The sequence below is a fragment of the Kribbella yunnanensis genome (genome assembly GCF_039529655.1).
Lineage (GTDB): Bacteria > Actinomycetota > Actinomycetes > Propionibacteriales > Kribbellaceae > Kribbella > Kribbella yunnanensis.
The window spans coordinates 377,185-393,340 of record NZ_BAAANF010000017.1; the positions used below are offsets into that span (position 1 = coordinate 377,185).

Sequence of the window (16,156 nt, forward strand, 5' to 3'; positions counted from 1 at the left end):
TGAAGGTGACCCGGTGTGAAGGAGGACCGGGGCGCTGGCAGAATCGGGGGTATGTCCCTCGCTGCCCCTGACCCCTCCGCGGCCGGAACCGAGCGGCGCCCCCGGGTGCTGTCCGGGATCCAGCCGACGGCGGACTCCTTCCACTTCGGCAACTACCTCGGGGCGGTGCGGCAGTGGGTGGCGCTGCAGGACGACCACGAGGCGTTCTACTGCGTGGTCGATCTGCATGCGATCACGGTGGAGTACGAGCCGAAGGCATTGCGGGAGCGGACGCGGCGGTCGGTGGCTCAGCTGCTGGCGGCGGGGATTGATCCGGAGCGGTCGACGCTGTTCGTGCAGTCGCATGTGCCTGAGCACGCGCAGTTGGGGTGGGTGCTGGGGTGTATCACCGGGTTCGGCGAGGCCAGCCGGATGACGCAGTTCAAGGACAAGTCCGCCAAGGGTGGCGCGGACCGGGCCACGGTTGGGCTCTTCACCTACCCGATCCTGCAGGCCGCGGACATCCTGATCTACCAGGCCGATCGGGTCCCGGTCGGTGAGGACCAGCGCCAGCACCTGGAGCTGACCCGCGACCTGGCCGGGCGGTTCAACCACCGGTTCGGCAAGACCTTCCGGCTCCCCGAGCCGTACATCGTCAAGGAAACGGCGAAGATCGCCGACCTGCAGGACCCGACCGCGAAGATGAGCAAGTCGAGCTCGTCCCCGGCCGGCATCATCGACCTGCTCGACGATCCCAAGGTGAGCGCGAAGAAGATCCGCTCCGCGGTCACCGACTCCGGCCGCGACGTGATCTTCGACCCGGAGAACAAGGCCGGCGTGGCCAATCTGCTGACCATCTATTCGGCGCTGACCGGTAAGAAGATCAGCGAGCTCGAGGACGAGTACGCCGGCCGTGGCTACGGCGACTTCAAGAAGGACCTGGCCGAGATCGTGGTCGACTTCGTCACGCCGTTCCGCGAGCAGACGCTGGCGTACCTGGACGACAAGGCCCAGCTGGACTCGATCCTGGCGGCCGGGGCCGAGCGGGCTCGCGAGGTCACCGAGCGGACGCTGACCCGGGTGTACGACCGGCTCGGCTTCGTCCCCGGGGCAGGCAAGTAGTGGCGACGATCGGGGTTGCGATCCCGATCGCGGAACCGTACGGCTCGGAACTGCAGAAGTTCCGGGCCGAGTTCGGCGACCCGATGGCCGCCTCGATCCCGACTCACGTGACGCTGCTGCCGCCGACCGAGATCGACGACGCGGACCTGGCGACGATCGACGAGCACCTGCTCGCGGTGGCCGCCCGGTTCCCGAGCTTCCGGATCCGGCTCCGCGGTACGGCGACCTTCCGGCCGATCTCGCCGGTGGTCTTCGTACCGCTGGCCGAGGGCATCTCGTCGTGCGAGGTCCTGCAGTCGCAGGTCCGGTCCGGTCCGCTGGCGGTCGATCTGCGGTTCCCGTACCACCCGCATGTCACGGTCGCTCACGACCTCGAGAAGGACGCGCTCGACCGCGCGTACGACACGCTGTCGGAGTACGACTGCGCCTTCGACGTAGCCGCCTTCGACCGCTACGAACACGGCTCGGACGGCGTGTGGCGCCCGCAGCGCTCGTTCCCGCTGACAGGCTGAGTCTCCTTCCTCTGGGTACAGGAGTTTCATGAAGATCAAGGCTGTCTGGGCGCGGTTCGCACGCACCCAGATCTGGCGGGCGTGGCAACGGTACGGCGATCGCCGGGGTAACCGGTTGGCCGGGGCAACGAGTTTCTTCGGCTTCCTGTCGTTGTTCCCGCTGATCGTGCTGGCCGCGGCCGTCACCGGCCCACTGCTCGGCAACGACGCGGTGCGCGACCTGAAGAAGGCTCTGCAGACGAACCTGCCGGGGATCGGCGACAAGATCGACATCGACGCGCTGATCGCCAACGCGGGCACGATCGGACTGATCTCCGGGGTCTCGCTACTCTTCACCGGACTCGGCTGGATCGACTCGCTGCGTGCCTCGATCCGCTCGATGCACGAGCTCGACGACCAGCCCGGTAACGCGATCCAGCTCAAGCTCGCGGATCTCGGTGCGCTGATCGGTCTCGGCGTGATCGGCGCCGTCGGCACCGGCGCGTCGTCGATCCTGACCGGGTTGTCGGAGCGGATCGTCGACGCCACCGACCTGGACGGGACCTGGCTGGCGAACTGGGGTCTGGACGCGATCAGCGTCGTACTCGGCATCGCCGCCGGCGCGCTCCTGTTCCTCTACCTGCAGACCGCGCTCCCGCGGATCATCCTGCCCCGCAAGGTGATGCTGATCGCCGCGCTGGCCGGCGGCATCCTGTTCTACCTCTCCCAGAAGCTCGGCGGGGCGTACGTGACCCACGTGCTCGGAGCCAACGCGGCGTACGGCGCCTTGGCCCTCCCGCTGGCGCTGCTCGTGTGGATCTACCTGATGACCCGCGTCATCATGCTGATCGCCGCCTGGACGAAGGAGGCCGGTCTCGACGCGATCGCCCGCGAGACCGACGACGCTGCCCGCCTCCGCATCGCCGAGACGCCGCTCCCCGCCTTCGAGGAACCGCTCCTGCTAGGCCCACCCGGCAAGCGCTACAAGGTAGTCCCGATCCCGCAGAAGAAGGCCGACACAGTTGCGGTCGCGGCAGGCGCCGTACTGGGCATGGCTGCTACCACCATCGCCCTCCAGCTTGTGAAGGCTGCCCGCTCAGTACGTCGTTAGTGGCGGCGCCGGCGCGGTCGTTTCAGGAACAGGCCGAGGAGCAGGACCGGGGGTGCGGCCCAGAACCACACCGGCGTGCTCACGAAGAACGAATTCACGGTGCGGATCTGTTTGTCCGCCGTACGGCGGCTGGGTGGGATCGGACCGGCCGCTTGCGGCTTACCGTCGGACGGGCCGGTGGCTTCCTTCGGGGGCGCGACGGGCTTGACCAGGGAGCCGACCGGGCTGAGCTTGTCGTAGTTCCGGAAGGTCCAGGTGAGCAGGGTGCTCGCGTCCTCGGTGATGCCGTGCGGGGCGTTCAGCATCGTCACAACCAGGGTGTGACCATCCCGCCGGGCCGCGCCGACGAACGTGTTCCGCGCGAGCGTGGTGTAACCGGTCTTGACGCCGAGAGCGCCGTCGTACTTGAAGAGCAGTTTGTTCTGGTTCGCGACCTGGTAGGTGCCCTTGGTGGTCAGCGGGAAGTTCGTGAACTTCGTCGAGGCGTACTTCGCGAAGTCCGGCCGGCCGAGTCCCGCCTGCGCGAACAGCGCGAGGTCGTAGGCGCTGGAGACCTGCCCGTCCGCGTCGAGCCCGGTCGGGTCCGTCACGTGCGTGTCGAGGGCGCCGAGTTCCTTGGCCTTCGCGTTCATCCGCTGGATGGTCCCCGCCGTACCGCCGTCGTCGTGCTCGCAGAGCGCGTGTACGGCGTCGTTTCCGGAGGCCAGGAACATCCCCTGGAAGAGCAGATCGACCGAGTACCGCAGTCCGGGCGAGACCCCGACCTTGCTGCCGACGATGTTCGCGTCGGCGTCCGTCCCGGTCACCTGATCGGTCTTCTTCAGCCGCGGCAGCAGTACCAGCGCGGTCAGCGTCTTGAGCGTGCTGGCAGGCCGCATCTTCGCGTGCGGCGCCTTCGCGAGCAGCACCTGACCGGTGTCGATGTCAGCGACGACGTACGCCGCCGCCTGCACGGTCGGTGGAGTCGGGCCGGCGGTGACCACGGCCGGCTTCGCCGTCATCAGCTCGCCGCCGACCGGCCCTTGCCCGACGGCGGTGGCTGCCAACGGCTGCGCGACCACCAGGGCGGTGGTCGCGCAGGCCGTCAGAAGCAATCGCATCGGCGGCAGCCTAGTTGCCCGATGGGGCAGGCGCCATGTCGGCCCGGTCAGGCCCGGTACGCCGTCCACATGTTGCTGATCCGGGTGCTCTGCCCCGGGGTGAACTGGTTGTAGCAGGAGTCGTACGAGTAGTCCATGTAGTTGTGGATCGGGTCCAGCCCCGGCAGCGAGCAGGAGTTCCGTCCGGTCGGGCACCCGCTCGACGCGCTGCCCTGGGCAGGCGTGTCACTGACCGAGTCGTTCGTGCTCGTGCACCCACCCTGGAACGTGTGGTAGAGCCCGAACCAGTGCCCGGCCTCGTGCGTCGCGGTCTTGCCGAGGTTGAAGTTCGTCGACGAACCACCCGGCAGCGAGCTGTACTGCACGCGGATGCCGTCGATACTCGGGTTGTTCGCGTAGTCCCACGGGAAGGTCGCGATCCCGAGGTACGAGAAGTTGACCAGCCAGATGTTCAGCGCGTTCTTGCCACCCTTACGGGTCTGCGACCGGTACGTCGTACTCTGACCGTCGGTGTGCCACGTGCTGTTGTTGTACCGGTACGTCCCAGCCAGCGTGAACGTGAACCCGGTGTTCGCAGCAGAGCTCGACTCACCACCAGCGAAGTCCTGGTTCAGCTCGGCGATCTGCTGGCTGATCTGCGTCGCGGTGACGTCCCCAGCGCCACTGCTGGACCGCATCACGTGCACGTAAACCGGCACATTGGCCGCCGCAAGCGCACCGGCCTTGGGCGCCAACCCACGAGCAGCCTTGGCCTTCACCAGCGCCGCAGTCTTGGCCTCGATCGACTGCTGCTCCTTGAGCGACAGTTCCCGGTGGTCCTTCCCGAACCCACCACGAGCAGCCGGCCCCTCAGCCGGCGTCAAACACGGGTTGGCAGTCCGATCAACCGGCAGCTGCGCGGTCGCCGTACCACCAAGCGGACTGAAAGCAAGCGCCCCACCGGCCAGCAAAACGGCCAGAGCGCGGGGACGAGTGACGAAAGAGCGCATAAAGCGTCCTCCAGAACCGGGCCGCTGGGCGGTGCGGCCGAATCCCCCGATTTTCCGCACCACCCCGCACACTGCCAACCAATTCCCTGACCCCCCAGTGCCAAGGCACCACCAGGCCGAGTGTCCGTCCTCGCATTGACATCCACGCCCGACCTTGAGTCAATGGATCGTCGGTAGACCATTGGATTGAGGAGCCGCCGTGACCGGACGACTGGGTGTGCAGGAGCTTCGGGATCTGGTGGGGACCGGGGAAGTGGACACGGTTCTGGTGGCTATCACCGATATGCAGGGGCGGTTGCAGGGGAAGCGGTGTGGGGCGCGGTACTTCGTGGAGGAGGTACTGCGGCACGGGACCGAGGGGTGTAACTACCTGCTGGCGGTTGATGTCGACATGAACACTGTCGACGGGTATGCGATGTCTTCGTGGGCCAGTGGGTACGGCGATCTGGTGATGGCGCCGGATCTGGACACGTTGAGGCTGGTGCCGTGGCTGGAGGGGACGGCCATGGTGCTTTGTGATGTGGAGTGGCTGGATGGGACGCCGGTGGTTGCTTCGCCGCGGCAGGTGTTGCGGAAGCAGTTGGAGCGGTTGGCGGCGCGGGGGATGGAGGCGTACGTCGGCACGGAGCTGGAGTTCATCGTCTTCGACGACACGTTCGAGGGGGCGTGGGACAAGCGGTACCAGGACCTGACGCCGGGGAACCAGTACAACGTCGACTACTCACTGCTCGGTACGTCGCGCGTCGAGCCGCTGCTCCGCGCGATCCGGAACGGGATGACCGGGGCCGGTCTGTACGTCGAGTCGGCGAAGGGGGAGTGCAATCTCGGGCAGCACGAGATCGCGTTCCGGTTCGACAAGGCGCTGGCGACGTGTGACAACCACTCGATCTACAAGACCGGGGCGAAGGAGATTGCCGCGCAACAGGGCAAGAGCCTGACGTTCATGGCCAAGTACGACGAGCGCGAGGGCAACTCGTGTCACATCCATCTGAGTTTCCGGTCGACCGAGGGCGAGGCGGTGCTCGCGGGGGACCGGGAGCACGGGTTCTCCGAGTTGATGGAGCGCTTCATCGCCGGCCAGCTCGCGTGTCTGTCGGAGTTCACGTATCTGCTGGCCCCGAACATCAACTCCTACAAGCGGTTCGTGAAGGGGAGCTTCGCGCCGACCGCAGTCGCGTGGGGGCTCGACAACCGGACGTGTTCGTTGCGTGTGGTCGGTCATGGGGAATCGCTGCGGGTGGAGAACCGCCTGCCCGGTGGTGACGTGAACCCGTACCTTGCCGTCGCCGCGATCATTGCCGCCGGCCTGCACGGTATCGAGAACGAGTTGGAGCTCGAACCGCTTCTCGAGGGCAATGCGTACGAGTCCGACAAGGATCACGTGCCGTCGACGTTGCGCGAGGCCGCGGCGTTGTTCACCGGTTCGCGGATCGCCCGCGAGGCCTTCGGCGACGAGATGGTCGACCACTACACGAACGCGGCGCGTGTCGAGCTCGACGCGTACGACGCCGTTGTCACCGACTGGGAGCGGATCCGTGGCTTCGAACGCCTCTGATCGCCAAGGCCCGGTCGAGCCGGCGACGAGCGAGCCGGCGACCAGCGCTGCGGGCCCGAAGCACCGGCGCCCGAGCGATCCGGAGGCGGCGCCCCCTCGCCCACGGATCGGGATCACGACGTACCTGGAACCCACCGTCTGGGGTGTCTGGCAGCGGGAGGCGGCGTTGCTTCCGCGGGTCTACCTCGACTCGATCGTCGCGGCGGGCGGCGTACCGGTTCTGCTCCCGCCCGTTGGTACCGATCCGTCCGTGCTCGACATCCTCGACGGCCTGGTGATCGCCGGTGGTTGTGACGTCGACCCGGCCGCGTACGACGCGGTGCCGCACCCGGAGACGGTCGACACCAGGCCGGGCCGCGACGAGCACGAGTTGATCCTGATCCGGGCTGCCCTCGACGCCGACCTGCCGTTGCTGGCGATCTGTCGTGGTCTGCAGGTGCTCAATGTCGCGCTCGGCGGCACGCTGCACCAGCATCTGCCCGAGGTGGTCGACCACGACCTGCACCGGCCGTCCCCGGCGGTGTTCGGCCGTACCGACGTGAAGGTCGACCCCGGCAGTCTGACTGCGCGGCTGCTCGGCGACCGCAGCAGCGTGCACTGTTACCACCACCAATCCCTCGACAAAGTCGCACCGACCCTCCAGGTCACCGCCCGCGCCGCCGACGGCACGGTCGAGGCGGCCGAGGTCGAAGGGCATGAGTTCGCGCTCGGCGTGCAGTGGCACCCGGAGGAGAACCCCGAGGATCTGCGCTTGTTCACCGCGCTGATCGACGCATCCAGGAGACACCAGTCATGACGTACGACGTGATCAACCCGGCCACCGAGAAGGTCGTCCGCACGATCGAACTCGCCTCACAACAAGACACCGACGAGGCGATCGAACGAGCGGCCAAGGCGTTCGAGAGCTGGCGGAACGTCACCCCGGCCGACCGCGGGCGACTGCTCAGAAGGTTCGCCGACGTGGTCGATGCCAACCTGGAATCCCTTGCTGCACTAGAGGTTGAGAACGCCGGCCACACCATCGGCAACGCCCGCTGGGAAGCCGGTAACGTCCGCGACGTCCTCACCTACTACTCGGCCGCCCCGGAACGTCTCTTCGGCAAGCAGATACCCGTTGCCGGCGGCATCGATGTCACGTTCCAGGAACCGCTGGGTGTCGTCGGCGTAATCGTCCCGTGGAACTTCCCGATGCCGATTGCCGGCTGGGGTTTCGCCCCTGCGCTTGCCGCAGGCAACACCGTCGTACTCAAACCCGCCGAGCTCACCCCGCTGACCGCGATCCGCCTCGGTGAGCTCGCGCTCGAAGCAGGCCTACCGCCCGGCGCCCTGGAAATCATCCCCGGCGCCGGCACAGTCGTCGGACAACGGTTCGTGACGCATCCCGCCGTACGGAAGGTGGTCTTCACCGGCTCCACCAAGGTCGGCAAGCAGATCATGGCCGGCTGCGCGGACCAGGTGAAGCGGGTGACGCTCGAACTCGGCGGCAAGTCCGCCAACGTCGTGTTCGCCGACGCGGATCTCGAGAAGGCTGCGGCCCAGGCGCCGTACGGCGTCTTCGACAACGCCGGCCAGGATTGCTGTGCACGCTCGCGGATCCTGGTCGAGCGCACAGTCCACGACCGCTTCCTCGAGCTGCTCGAACCGGCCGTGAAGGCGTTCAAGGTCGGCGACCCGGCCGACCCCGCCACCGAGATGGGCCCGCTCATCTCGCAACAGCAGCACGACCGCGTCGCGTCGTACGTCGACAACCCGCTCTTCCAGGGGACCAAGCCGACCGGCCCCGGGTTCTGGTTCCCGCCGACGGTGCTCGGTCATGACGTGCCCGACGAGATCTTCGGGCCCGTGGTCAGCGTGATCCCGTTCGACGATGAGGCGGACGCGATCAAGCAGGCGAACGATTCGGAGTACGGCCTGTCCGGCTCGATCTGGACCCGCGACGTCGGCCGCGCGCTAAGGGTCAGCCGCGGTGTCGAGGCCGGCAACCTGTCGGTCAACTCGAACTCGTCGGTGCGGTACTCGACGCCGTTCGGCGGCTACAAGCAGTCCGGGCTCGGCCGTGAGCTCGGTCCGGACGCGCTGGCCGCGTTCACCGAAACCAAGAACATCTTCATCAGCACGGAGGACTGAATGACTGACGTCAAGGCGAGCCGCCTCGAGGGGCGCGTCGCGGTGGTGACCGGCGGCGCGAGCGGGATCGGTCTGGCGACGGTACGCCGGTTCGCGGCCGAAGGTGCCAAGGTCGTGATCGGTGATGTCGACCCGGCGGCCGGGAAGATCGCCGCGGACGAGGTCGGCGGGCTGTTCGTCGCCACCGATGTGACCGACCAGGCCGCGGTGGAGAACCTGTTCCAGCAGGCCTTCGACACCTACGGCAGTGTCGACATCGCGTTCAACAACGCGGGCATCTCGCCGCCCGACGACAACTCCATCCTGGACACCGGGCTGGAGGCGTGGCGCAAGGTGCAGGAGGTCAACCTGACCTCGGTCTACCTGTGCTGCAAGGCGGCGATCCCGTACATGCGGCGTCAGGGCAAGGGCTCCATCATCAACACCGCATCTTTCGTCGCGGTGATGGGTGCGGCGACCTCGCAGATCTCGTACTCGGCGTCGAAGGGCGGCGTACTCGCGATGAGCCGCGAGCTCGGCGTCGAGTTCGCCCGCGAGGGCATCCGGGTCAACGCACTCTGCCCGGGCCCGGTGAACACGCCCCTGCTGACCGAGTTGTTCGCGAAGGACCCGGAGCGGGCGCAGCGCCGGCTCGTACATGTCCCGATGGGCCGCTTCGGCGAGCCGGACGAGATCGCGGCCGCGGTCGCGTTCCTGGCCAGTGACGACTCGTCGTTCATCACCGCCAACACGTTCCTCGTCGACGGTGGAATCTCCGGCGCTTACGTGACCCCGCTCTAGGCTGCGGTCATGGTCACGCCTGCAGACGATGCCGTGTTCCGGCCGGTCCGGACCGGGAACCCGTTCGAGGAAACCGTCGAACGGTTGCTGCAGGCAATCAAGCTGGGCGTGGTCCGGCCGGGTGACCGGTTACCCGCCGAGCGCGATCTCGCCACCCGGCTGAACGTCAGCCGGGTCACCCTGCGGGAGGCGATCCACGCCCTCACCGAGGCCGGGTACGTCGAATCCCGCCGCGGCCGGTACGGCGGGACGTTCGTCAACGAGCAGTTGCCGAAACCCCGCCGTACGCCGGCCAAACGGATCGCCCGCGAACTGGGCGACGGACTCGACGACGCCCTGATTCTGCGTGACGCGCTGGAAACCGGGGCGGCCGAAGCGGCCGCCGTACGGGCGTTGACGGCCGCGGAGGAAGCACATCTGCGGAAGTGCCTGGCCGACACCGCGGCCGCGAAACTCACCGACTACCGCCGCTTCGACTCCCGGCTGCATCTCGCGATTGCAGAGGTCACCGGCTCGGCGTCACTCACCTCCGCGACGGCCGACGTACGGATGCGGTTGAACGAGCTGCTGGACGCAATCCCTTTGCTGGAACGTAATATCGAGCACTCCAACGACCAGCACGCGGCGATCGTGGACGCGATTCTGAACGACGATCCGGCGGCCGCGCGACAGGCGATGCAGGAGCATCTTTCCGGTACGGCGGCACTGTTGCGCGCCTTTCTCGTCTGACTGCTTGACTCTGTCAATCGCGCGTGTCTCAATGTGTCAAAGGTCTGCCGGAAGACCATTGAGGAGGCCCTCGTGAGCCACGAAAAGACCCCGTTGACCGATGACGAGCAACGCCTGCATCAGCTCGGGTACGCGCAGGAACTCTCGCGGACGATGTCCGGGTTCTCGAACTTCGCGGTGTCGTTCACGATCATCTCGATCCTGTCCGGCTGCCTGACCCTGTACGGGTTCGGGATGAACACCGGCGGCCCGGCGATGATCGTCTGGGGCTGGCCGTTCGTCGGGCTGATGACGTTGTTCGTCGGGCTCGCGATGGCCGAGGTCTGCTCGAGCTACCCGACCGCGGGCGGTCTGTACTACTGGGCCGCCAAACTCGCCCCGTCGAACGGTCCGGCCTGGTCCTGGTTCACCGGCTGGTTCAACTTCCTCGGCCAGGTTGCCGTGACCGCTGGTATCGACTTCGGCGCCGCGTTCTTCCTGAACGCCTTCCTCGACCTGCAGTTCGGCTTCAGCGCGACACCCGGCCACACGATCCTGCTGTTCGGTCTCATCCTGCTGGTGCACGGGTTGCTGAACTCGCTCGGCGTGAAGCTGGTTGCCAGGCTGAACGACATCAGCGTCTGGTGGCACATCGTCGGCGTCCTGTTCATCGTCGGCGCGCTCGTTCTGCTGCCCGACAACCACCAGTCGGCCGGCTTCGTCTTCGGCCACTTCGTCAACAACACCGGCTGGGGCTCCACCTTGTACGTCGGCCTGCTCGGGCTGCTGCTCGCGCAGTACACCTTTACCGGGTACGACGCCTCCGCTCACATGACCGAGGAGACGCACGACGCGGCCCGCTCGGGTCCGCGCGGCATCGTGATGTCGATCCTGGTCTCGCTGGGTGCGGGCTGGGTACTGCTGATCGGCCTCACCTTCGCGATCCAGAGCTACGAAGGCGCCCTCGACAGCAAGACCGGCGTACCGCCTGCGCAGATCTTCATCGACGCGGTCGGCCTCACGATGGGCAAGATCCTGCTCCTCGTGGTGATCGGCGCGCAGCTCTTCTGCGGGATGTCCTCGGTGACCGCCAACTCGCGGATGATCTACGCGTTCTCCCGCGACGGCGCGCTGCCCGGCTCGTCGCTCTGGCACAAGATCAACTCCAAGACCCGCACCCCGACCAACGCCATCTGGCTGGCCGCCGGCGGCGCCTTCCTGCTCGGCCTGCCCTACCTCTGGAACGCCACCGCGTACGCCGCGGTCACGTCGATCGCGGTCATCGGCCTCTACATCGCCTACGTCCTGCCGACCCTGCTCCGGCTCGTCCAGGGCAAGAACTTCAAACCCGGCCCGTGGTCCCTGGGTCGCTGGAGCAAGCCGATCGGCATCATCGCGATCGTCTGGGTGGCCTTCATCACCGTCCTGTTCATGCTCCCGCAGGCGAGTCCGGTCACCGGTAAGAACTTCAACTACACCCCGATCGCCGTCCTGGTCGTCCTCGGCTTCGCCTCGGCGTACTGGTTCCTGTCCGCCCGCCGCTGGTTCACCGGCCCCAAGGTCCAAGGCTCCGAAGCCGAACTGGCCGCCATCGAACGCGACCTCGACGTCATCTGACCCCGAGCCCCCACCCCCAACCCACCCCCCAATCCAGCCCACCCTCATCCTTATCCCCACCCTCATCCCCCTCATCCCCACCCTCGCCTCGCCCCCAAAGAGCAGCCCCCCGCTCCCCAACCCCCTCGCTGCTCTTTGTGCACCAAGCTCATCTTTGGGAACCCACCAACCACGCGGAGCTCGCGAAAATGACTGGTGGGTGCACAAAGTTGGATCTCGTGCACAAAGAGAAGGCGGCCCACCTTTGGGCGGGGAGGGGTGGCGGCGGGGTGGTGGGGGTTCCCTGAACGTTTCAGGTTTGCCGGGGCGCCATCTGGTGCCCCGGCACGATCGTGCCGTGCTGACCGCTCTGACGCGGCAGGATCGGGTGACAGGATGGTGTCGAGACGGTTTCCTCATGTGACACTCGCCGTGTCGGCCGGTCGTCGGCTGTGATAATCGGCGAGGGCCTAATACATCGAGTGGCGGCCTTCGAGGAGTTATGTGACTGACGACGAGCTGGTTGGCCGGAGCGGACTGGTCGAGCGTGCGAAGAAGCAGCTCGAGACCAGCGGCAGTGTGCTGCTCTACGGTCCGACCGGTATCGGCAAGTCGGCGATGGGGCGGGCGCTGGTCGCGGACCGGACCAAGGCTGGCTGCCGCGTTCTGAGTGCGGCTCCGTCACAGAGCGAAGCCGGGCTGCCGTATGTCACGCTCCTGGACCTGCTCTCGAACCAGCTCGAGCTGGCCTGGCAGGTGCTGCCGGACCACCTCCGCCAGCCGCTAGAGGTCGCTCTGCTGAAGGCGAGCGCTCCGGACACGGTCCGTGACGAGCTCGCCGTCCGCCTCGCCGTACTGCATGTGCTGCGGCGCCTGGCGGCGAATGGGCCGGTCCTGCTCGTGGTCGACGATATCCAGTGGGTCGACCCGTCCAGTCTCGAAGTACTCACGTTCTGTGCACGCCGGCTGTCCGAAGGCGTGCACATGCTGGCGACCGAGCAGGTGGCCGACGGCGACCTCCCGGTGATGGCTGAGGCGTGCCCGGAGCCGGTGCTGCAGCTGGAAGTACCCCCGCTGACCGAGCCCGACGTACTGGGTCTGCTGCGCCAGCGGCTGTCCAGCCCGCTCCCGGTCCGTACAGCGCGCCGCATCTTCACCGCGAGCGCCGGCAACCCGTTCATGGCGCTGGAGCTCGGCCGCGCCGTGCTGCGGCACCCGCAGGGCGTCTCGCCGAATGACCCGCTGCCGGTGTCCAGCCGGCTCAAGACGCTGCTCGGCGACCGCCTGTCCGACCTGAGCCTCGGTGCGCACGAGCTGCTGCTGCACGCCGCCTCATCCCCGCGCCCCACGACCACTCAGCTCGCACAGTCCCTGGACCGGCCGATCGAGACCGAGCTGGCCGAGGCCGAGGCGCTCGGGCTGATCGACATCGCCTCCGAGCGACTGCGGTTCGCCCACCCGCTCCTGCGGGAGTACGTGTACGCCGAAGCCACGTCGGCCGCTCGCCGTCAGGCGCACGCCCAGCTCGCCGCAGTCGTCGACGAACCGGTCGAGAACGCGACCCACCGCGCCCTGGCCACCCAAGAGGCAGACGCTGACCTCGCGGTCGCCATCGAGGAGGCGGCCGCTGTTGCCGCCGGTCGTGGTGCGCCTGGCGCCGCCGCGACTCTCTGGCGACTCGCAGCCGAGCGGACTCCAGGCAACCTCCCGGACGAGCGCGCTCGCCGCCTCACTCGGGCCTCGGACGACGCTGCGGCCGCCGGGCATCTGGCGGAATCCGCTGAGATGGCGCGGCTCGCCGTACAGGCTGCGACGCTTCCAGAGACCAAGGTTCCGGCGCTGCTGCTGCAGGTCGACGCCGCCTGGCCGGACCGGGAGGTTCGAGTCGGTCTGCTGGCTGACGCGTTCGAGGTTGCCCAGGGCGACGACCGGCTCGAGGCGCGGGTCCGCATCGGGCTCAGCAACAGCGCGTACTTCGATCGCCGGCTGGACGAGGCTCAGGAGCACGCCCGGGTGGCCGAGGAGCTGGCCAGAGCGTCCGGCGACACCGAGGCGTTGGTCGACGCGCTGAGCGCGACCAGTTCGGTGCTGATGTCGCGCCGAGCCGACCAGAGCGCGGACTTCCTGTTGTCCCAGGCGGCCGAGCTCGCGCGCGACCTGCCGCTGTCCCAGGCGGTCGTGATCGCCCGCCAGATGGCGGCGATGAGCGAGCTGTTCCGCGGCCGCACCGACGAGGCGATCTGCGCGATCAGTGCCCTCGTCGAAGAGGTCCGCGACGGTGGCGCCATGCGCTGGCTCGCCTCGGTGCTGATCTCGGCGACCGCGATCTACGAGCGCAGCGGCCGCGGTCCCGAGGCTCTGAGCGCCGGGCACGAGTGCTACCAGCTCATGCAGGACATCGGCGAAGAGGCCGAGGTCGGGCTCATCATCGCCAGTCGCGCCGAGTGGGCCGGCGGTACGGCGGCCATGGCCCGCCAGCTCGCTGATGCGGCACTCGAGGGGGTCCGCCTGGTCGGCAACGACGAGTGGACGGGCCCGGCACTCGCCGTACAAGGACTGGTCGGCGTACTGACCGGTGATCCGCAGCGGGCCGTCGAGGCCTTCGATGCGATCGCGGACTCCGGCGAGGCCGCGATGCCGTTCGACCCCGCGATCATCCCCTGGCACGCGGACTACGCCGAGGCCTTGGTTGCCGCCGGCCGGCTCGACGACGCGGCCGCCTTGATCGCCGAGATCCGCTCCCGCGCCGCGACCTTGGACCGCCCGATCGTGCTGATCGGTCTGGCCCGTTCGGAGGCGCTCCTGATCGCCAAGCAGGGCGATCCGGCCGCGGCCCTTGACCTGCTGGAGCAGACGATCAGCGGCGCGGGCGACCGCGTGTACCCGCTGGATGTCGCCCGCTGCGAGCTGACCCGCGGCCGGGTCGCCCGGCAGGCCCGGCGTCGCTCGGTGGCGCGGACGGCGTTCCTGGACGCGATCGAGCAGTTCGAGACGTACGGCGCTCCCGCGTGGCGCGAGGTGGCCGAGACCGAGCTGGCCCGCCTGGACGTGCCGAGCCGCAGCCGGCAGCCGTCCGAGCTGACCGACAACGAGCAGCAGATCGTGGCCATGGTGCGCGACGGTTCCACGAACCGCGAGATCGCGGCCGCGCTCTACCTGTCCGTCAAGGCGGTCGAGTCCCAGCTGACCCGCCTCTACCGCCGCTTCGGAGTGGCGAACCGCACCCAGCTCCTCCGCATGGTCGACCGCCCGGGGTCATAACCTGGCGGGGTGAAACTCGAACGCAAGCATGCTTTCGTCCTGCTCGGAATCGCGCTCTGGAACGTTGTTACGTATCTGCGGTTCATCAAAGCGCTGGTCGACACCGAGAACCGCCCGACCGGGTACTACGTCGCCCACACGATCCTGATCGTGGTGAACCTGGTGATCGCGGCCGTCCTCGGCACCTGGGGAGTCCGCGCCTACAAGGCGGCCAAGGTCACCTCGTCGTGAAGGTCTACATCAGCGCGGACATGGAAGGCATCACCGGCCTGGTCGACGCCGAAGACGTACAACCGCCCGGCCGCGACTACGAACGCGGCCGCGTGATGATGACCGAAGACGTGAACGCCGCCATCCGCGGCGCCTACGCGGCCGGCGCGACCGCCGTACTGGTCAACGACGCCCATGGCCCGATGCGCAACCTGCTGCCCGACCAGCTGGACCCGCGCGCCACCCTGATCAAGGGCCGCCCGAAGCCGATGGGCATGATCGAGGGTCTCTCCGCGTCGTACGACGCCGTGCTGTGCGTCGGCTTCCACGCCCGCGCCGGCATCCTCGGCGTACTCAGCCACAGCTTCATGGGCCACGAGATCGAAGACATCTGGCTGGACGACCAGGTCACCGGCGAAATAGGCCTCTTCGAAGCAACAGCCGCAGCGTACGGCGTCCCTCTCGCCCTCCTCACCGGCGACGACGCCGCCTGCGCCGAGGCCGTGGCCTGGAACGACCGCATCCACACCGTCCCGGTGAAGTACGCCAAGGACCGCTTCGCCGCCCAGCTGGTCCCGGTCGCCGAAGCCCGCGCCGCCATCGAATCCGGAGCTGCTTCCGCCCTCCGCTCCATGCCAACCGTCGCGGCCGCCGCAGACCGCCGTACCCTCACCGTCCGCTGGCAGTCCGCCTCCGTGGCCTCCCACCTCACCGCCATCCCCGGCGTAACCCGCCACGACGACCGCACCGTGACGGTCACCGACGACATGCTCCAGCTCTACCGCCTCTTCAACCTCTACCTCCGCGTCGCCACCGCAGTCACCTCAAACCCGCCGTACTGCTAACGCCCGAGCAGCAGACGACAACTCAAGCCCCATACTCAACCGCTGCCAAGCCTGCGAGAACGACGACTGAAAGCTCCCGCGCACCGCGAACGCAACAACCGAGATCAACGCCTGCCCAACCGCAAAGAACCCGATCCCCACCACCGTCCCCACGATCGAACCCCCAGTGAACTGGCCGACCAAGATCAATACAACGCCGACCAGCCACGCAACAAACCCCACCACATAAGCCGCCGCCAGCAACCGCCCGTTAGCCACCCTCGCCCAATCCATGCCCGCCAG

The 16,156-nt window shown here is 67.8% G+C and carries 15 protein-coding genes; 12 read left to right on the top strand and 3 right to left on the bottom strand.

The features are described 5' to 3' along the window. Positions 1–51 precede the first annotated feature (51 nt). The 3 genes from trpS to ABD231_RS25210 are packed head-to-tail and all read left to right on the top strand — an operon-like array spanning position 52 to position 2,703. Positions 52–1,101, top strand: coding sequence for a tryptophan--tRNA ligase (gene trpS, locus ABD231_RS25200; RefSeq protein WP_344156801.1), 1,050 nt, complete (start codon positions 52–54; stop codon positions 1,099–1,101). Then, complete coding sequence (locus ABD231_RS25205; RefSeq protein ID WP_344156804.1) at positions 1,101–1,613, top strand: 2'-5' RNA ligase family protein; 513 nt, start codon at positions 1,101–1,103, stop codon at positions 1,611–1,613. Before trpS ends, ABD231_RS25205 begins: the two co-directional genes overlap by 1 nt. 28 nt (positions 1,614–1,641) lie before the next feature. After that, entirely contained in the window at positions 1,642–2,703 is a 1,062-nt protein-coding gene (locus ABD231_RS25210) for a YihY/virulence factor BrkB family protein (protein ID WP_344156806.1), read from the top strand. Here the strand turns inward: ABD231_RS25210 and ABD231_RS25215 are convergent. Both ABD231_RS25215 and ABD231_RS25220 read right to left on the bottom strand, forming a co-directional pair. Further along, entirely contained in the window at positions 2,700–3,803 is a 1,104-nt protein-coding gene (locus ABD231_RS25215; RefSeq protein ID WP_344156809.1) for a D-alanyl-D-alanine carboxypeptidase family protein, read from the bottom strand. The two genes, ABD231_RS25210 and ABD231_RS25215, sit on opposite strands and share 4 nt — an antisense overlap. Positions 3,804–3,850: 47 nt before the next feature. Continuing rightward, positions 3,851–4,792, bottom strand: coding sequence for a zinc metalloprotease (locus ABD231_RS25220; protein ID WP_344156812.1), 942 nt, complete (start codon positions 4,790–4,792; stop codon positions 3,851–3,853). Positions 4,793–4,991: 199 nt separating this feature from the next. On the opposite strand from ABD231_RS25220, the gene ABD231_RS25225 reads away from it, so the two are divergent. The 9 genes from ABD231_RS25225 (at position 4,992) to ABD231_RS25265 (ending at position 15,874) form a co-directional block, all read left to right on the top strand. Beyond that, complete coding sequence (locus tag ABD231_RS25225) at positions 4,992–6,347, top strand: glutamine synthetase family protein (RefSeq protein WP_344156815.1); 1,356 nt, start codon at positions 4,992–4,994, stop codon at positions 6,345–6,347. Next, on the top strand, positions 6,328–7,143 hold the full coding sequence (locus ABD231_RS25230; protein WP_344156817.1) for a gamma-glutamyl-gamma-aminobutyrate hydrolase family protein: 816 nt from the start codon (positions 6,328–6,330) through the stop codon (positions 7,141–7,143). The genes ABD231_RS25225 and ABD231_RS25230 overlap by 20 nt, the downstream gene beginning before the upstream one ends. Continuing rightward, on the top strand, positions 7,140–8,474 hold the full coding sequence (locus tag ABD231_RS25235; RefSeq protein ID WP_344156820.1) for an aldehyde dehydrogenase family protein: 1,335 nt from the start codon (positions 7,140–7,142) through the stop codon (positions 8,472–8,474). Before ABD231_RS25230 ends, ABD231_RS25235 begins: the two co-directional genes overlap by 4 nt. After that, positions 8,475–9,254, top strand: a complete 780-nt coding sequence (locus ABD231_RS25240; RefSeq protein ID WP_344156823.1) for a 3-oxoacyl-ACP reductase — start codon at positions 8,475–8,477, stop codon at positions 9,252–9,254. Positions 9,255–9,263: 9 nt separating this feature from the next. Then, on the top strand, positions 9,264–9,983 hold the full coding sequence (locus ABD231_RS25245) for a FadR/GntR family transcriptional regulator (RefSeq protein WP_344156826.1): 720 nt from the start codon (positions 9,264–9,266) through the stop codon (positions 9,981–9,983). A 72-nt stretch (positions 9,984–10,055) separates the two neighbouring features. Continuing rightward, positions 10,056–11,579, top strand: coding sequence for an amino acid permease (locus tag ABD231_RS25250; RefSeq protein ID WP_344156829.1), 1,524 nt, complete (start codon positions 10,056–10,058; stop codon positions 11,577–11,579). A gap of 483 nt (positions 11,580–12,062) precedes the next feature. Then, complete coding sequence (locus tag ABD231_RS25255) at positions 12,063–14,819, top strand: helix-turn-helix transcriptional regulator (protein ID WP_344156832.1); 2,757 nt, start codon at positions 12,063–12,065, stop codon at positions 14,817–14,819. A gap of 9 nt (positions 14,820–14,828) precedes the next feature. Continuing rightward, complete coding sequence (locus tag ABD231_RS25260; RefSeq protein ID WP_344156835.1) at positions 14,829–15,050, top strand: SCO4848 family membrane protein; 222 nt, start codon at positions 14,829–14,831, stop codon at positions 15,048–15,050. Beyond that, positions 15,047–15,874, top strand: coding sequence for a M55 family metallopeptidase (locus ABD231_RS25265; protein ID WP_344156838.1), 828 nt, complete (start codon positions 15,047–15,049; stop codon positions 15,872–15,874). Before ABD231_RS25260 ends, ABD231_RS25265 begins: the two co-directional genes overlap by 4 nt. Here ABD231_RS25265 and ABD231_RS25270 read toward each other — a convergent pair. Then, positions 15,854–16,147: a hypothetical protein gene (locus ABD231_RS25270; protein ID WP_344156840.1), complete on the bottom strand. Its 294-nt coding sequence runs from the start codon at positions 16,145–16,147 to the stop codon at positions 15,854–15,856. The genes ABD231_RS25265 and ABD231_RS25270 overlap by 21 nt on opposite strands. Positions 16,148–16,156 lie beyond the last annotated feature (9 nt).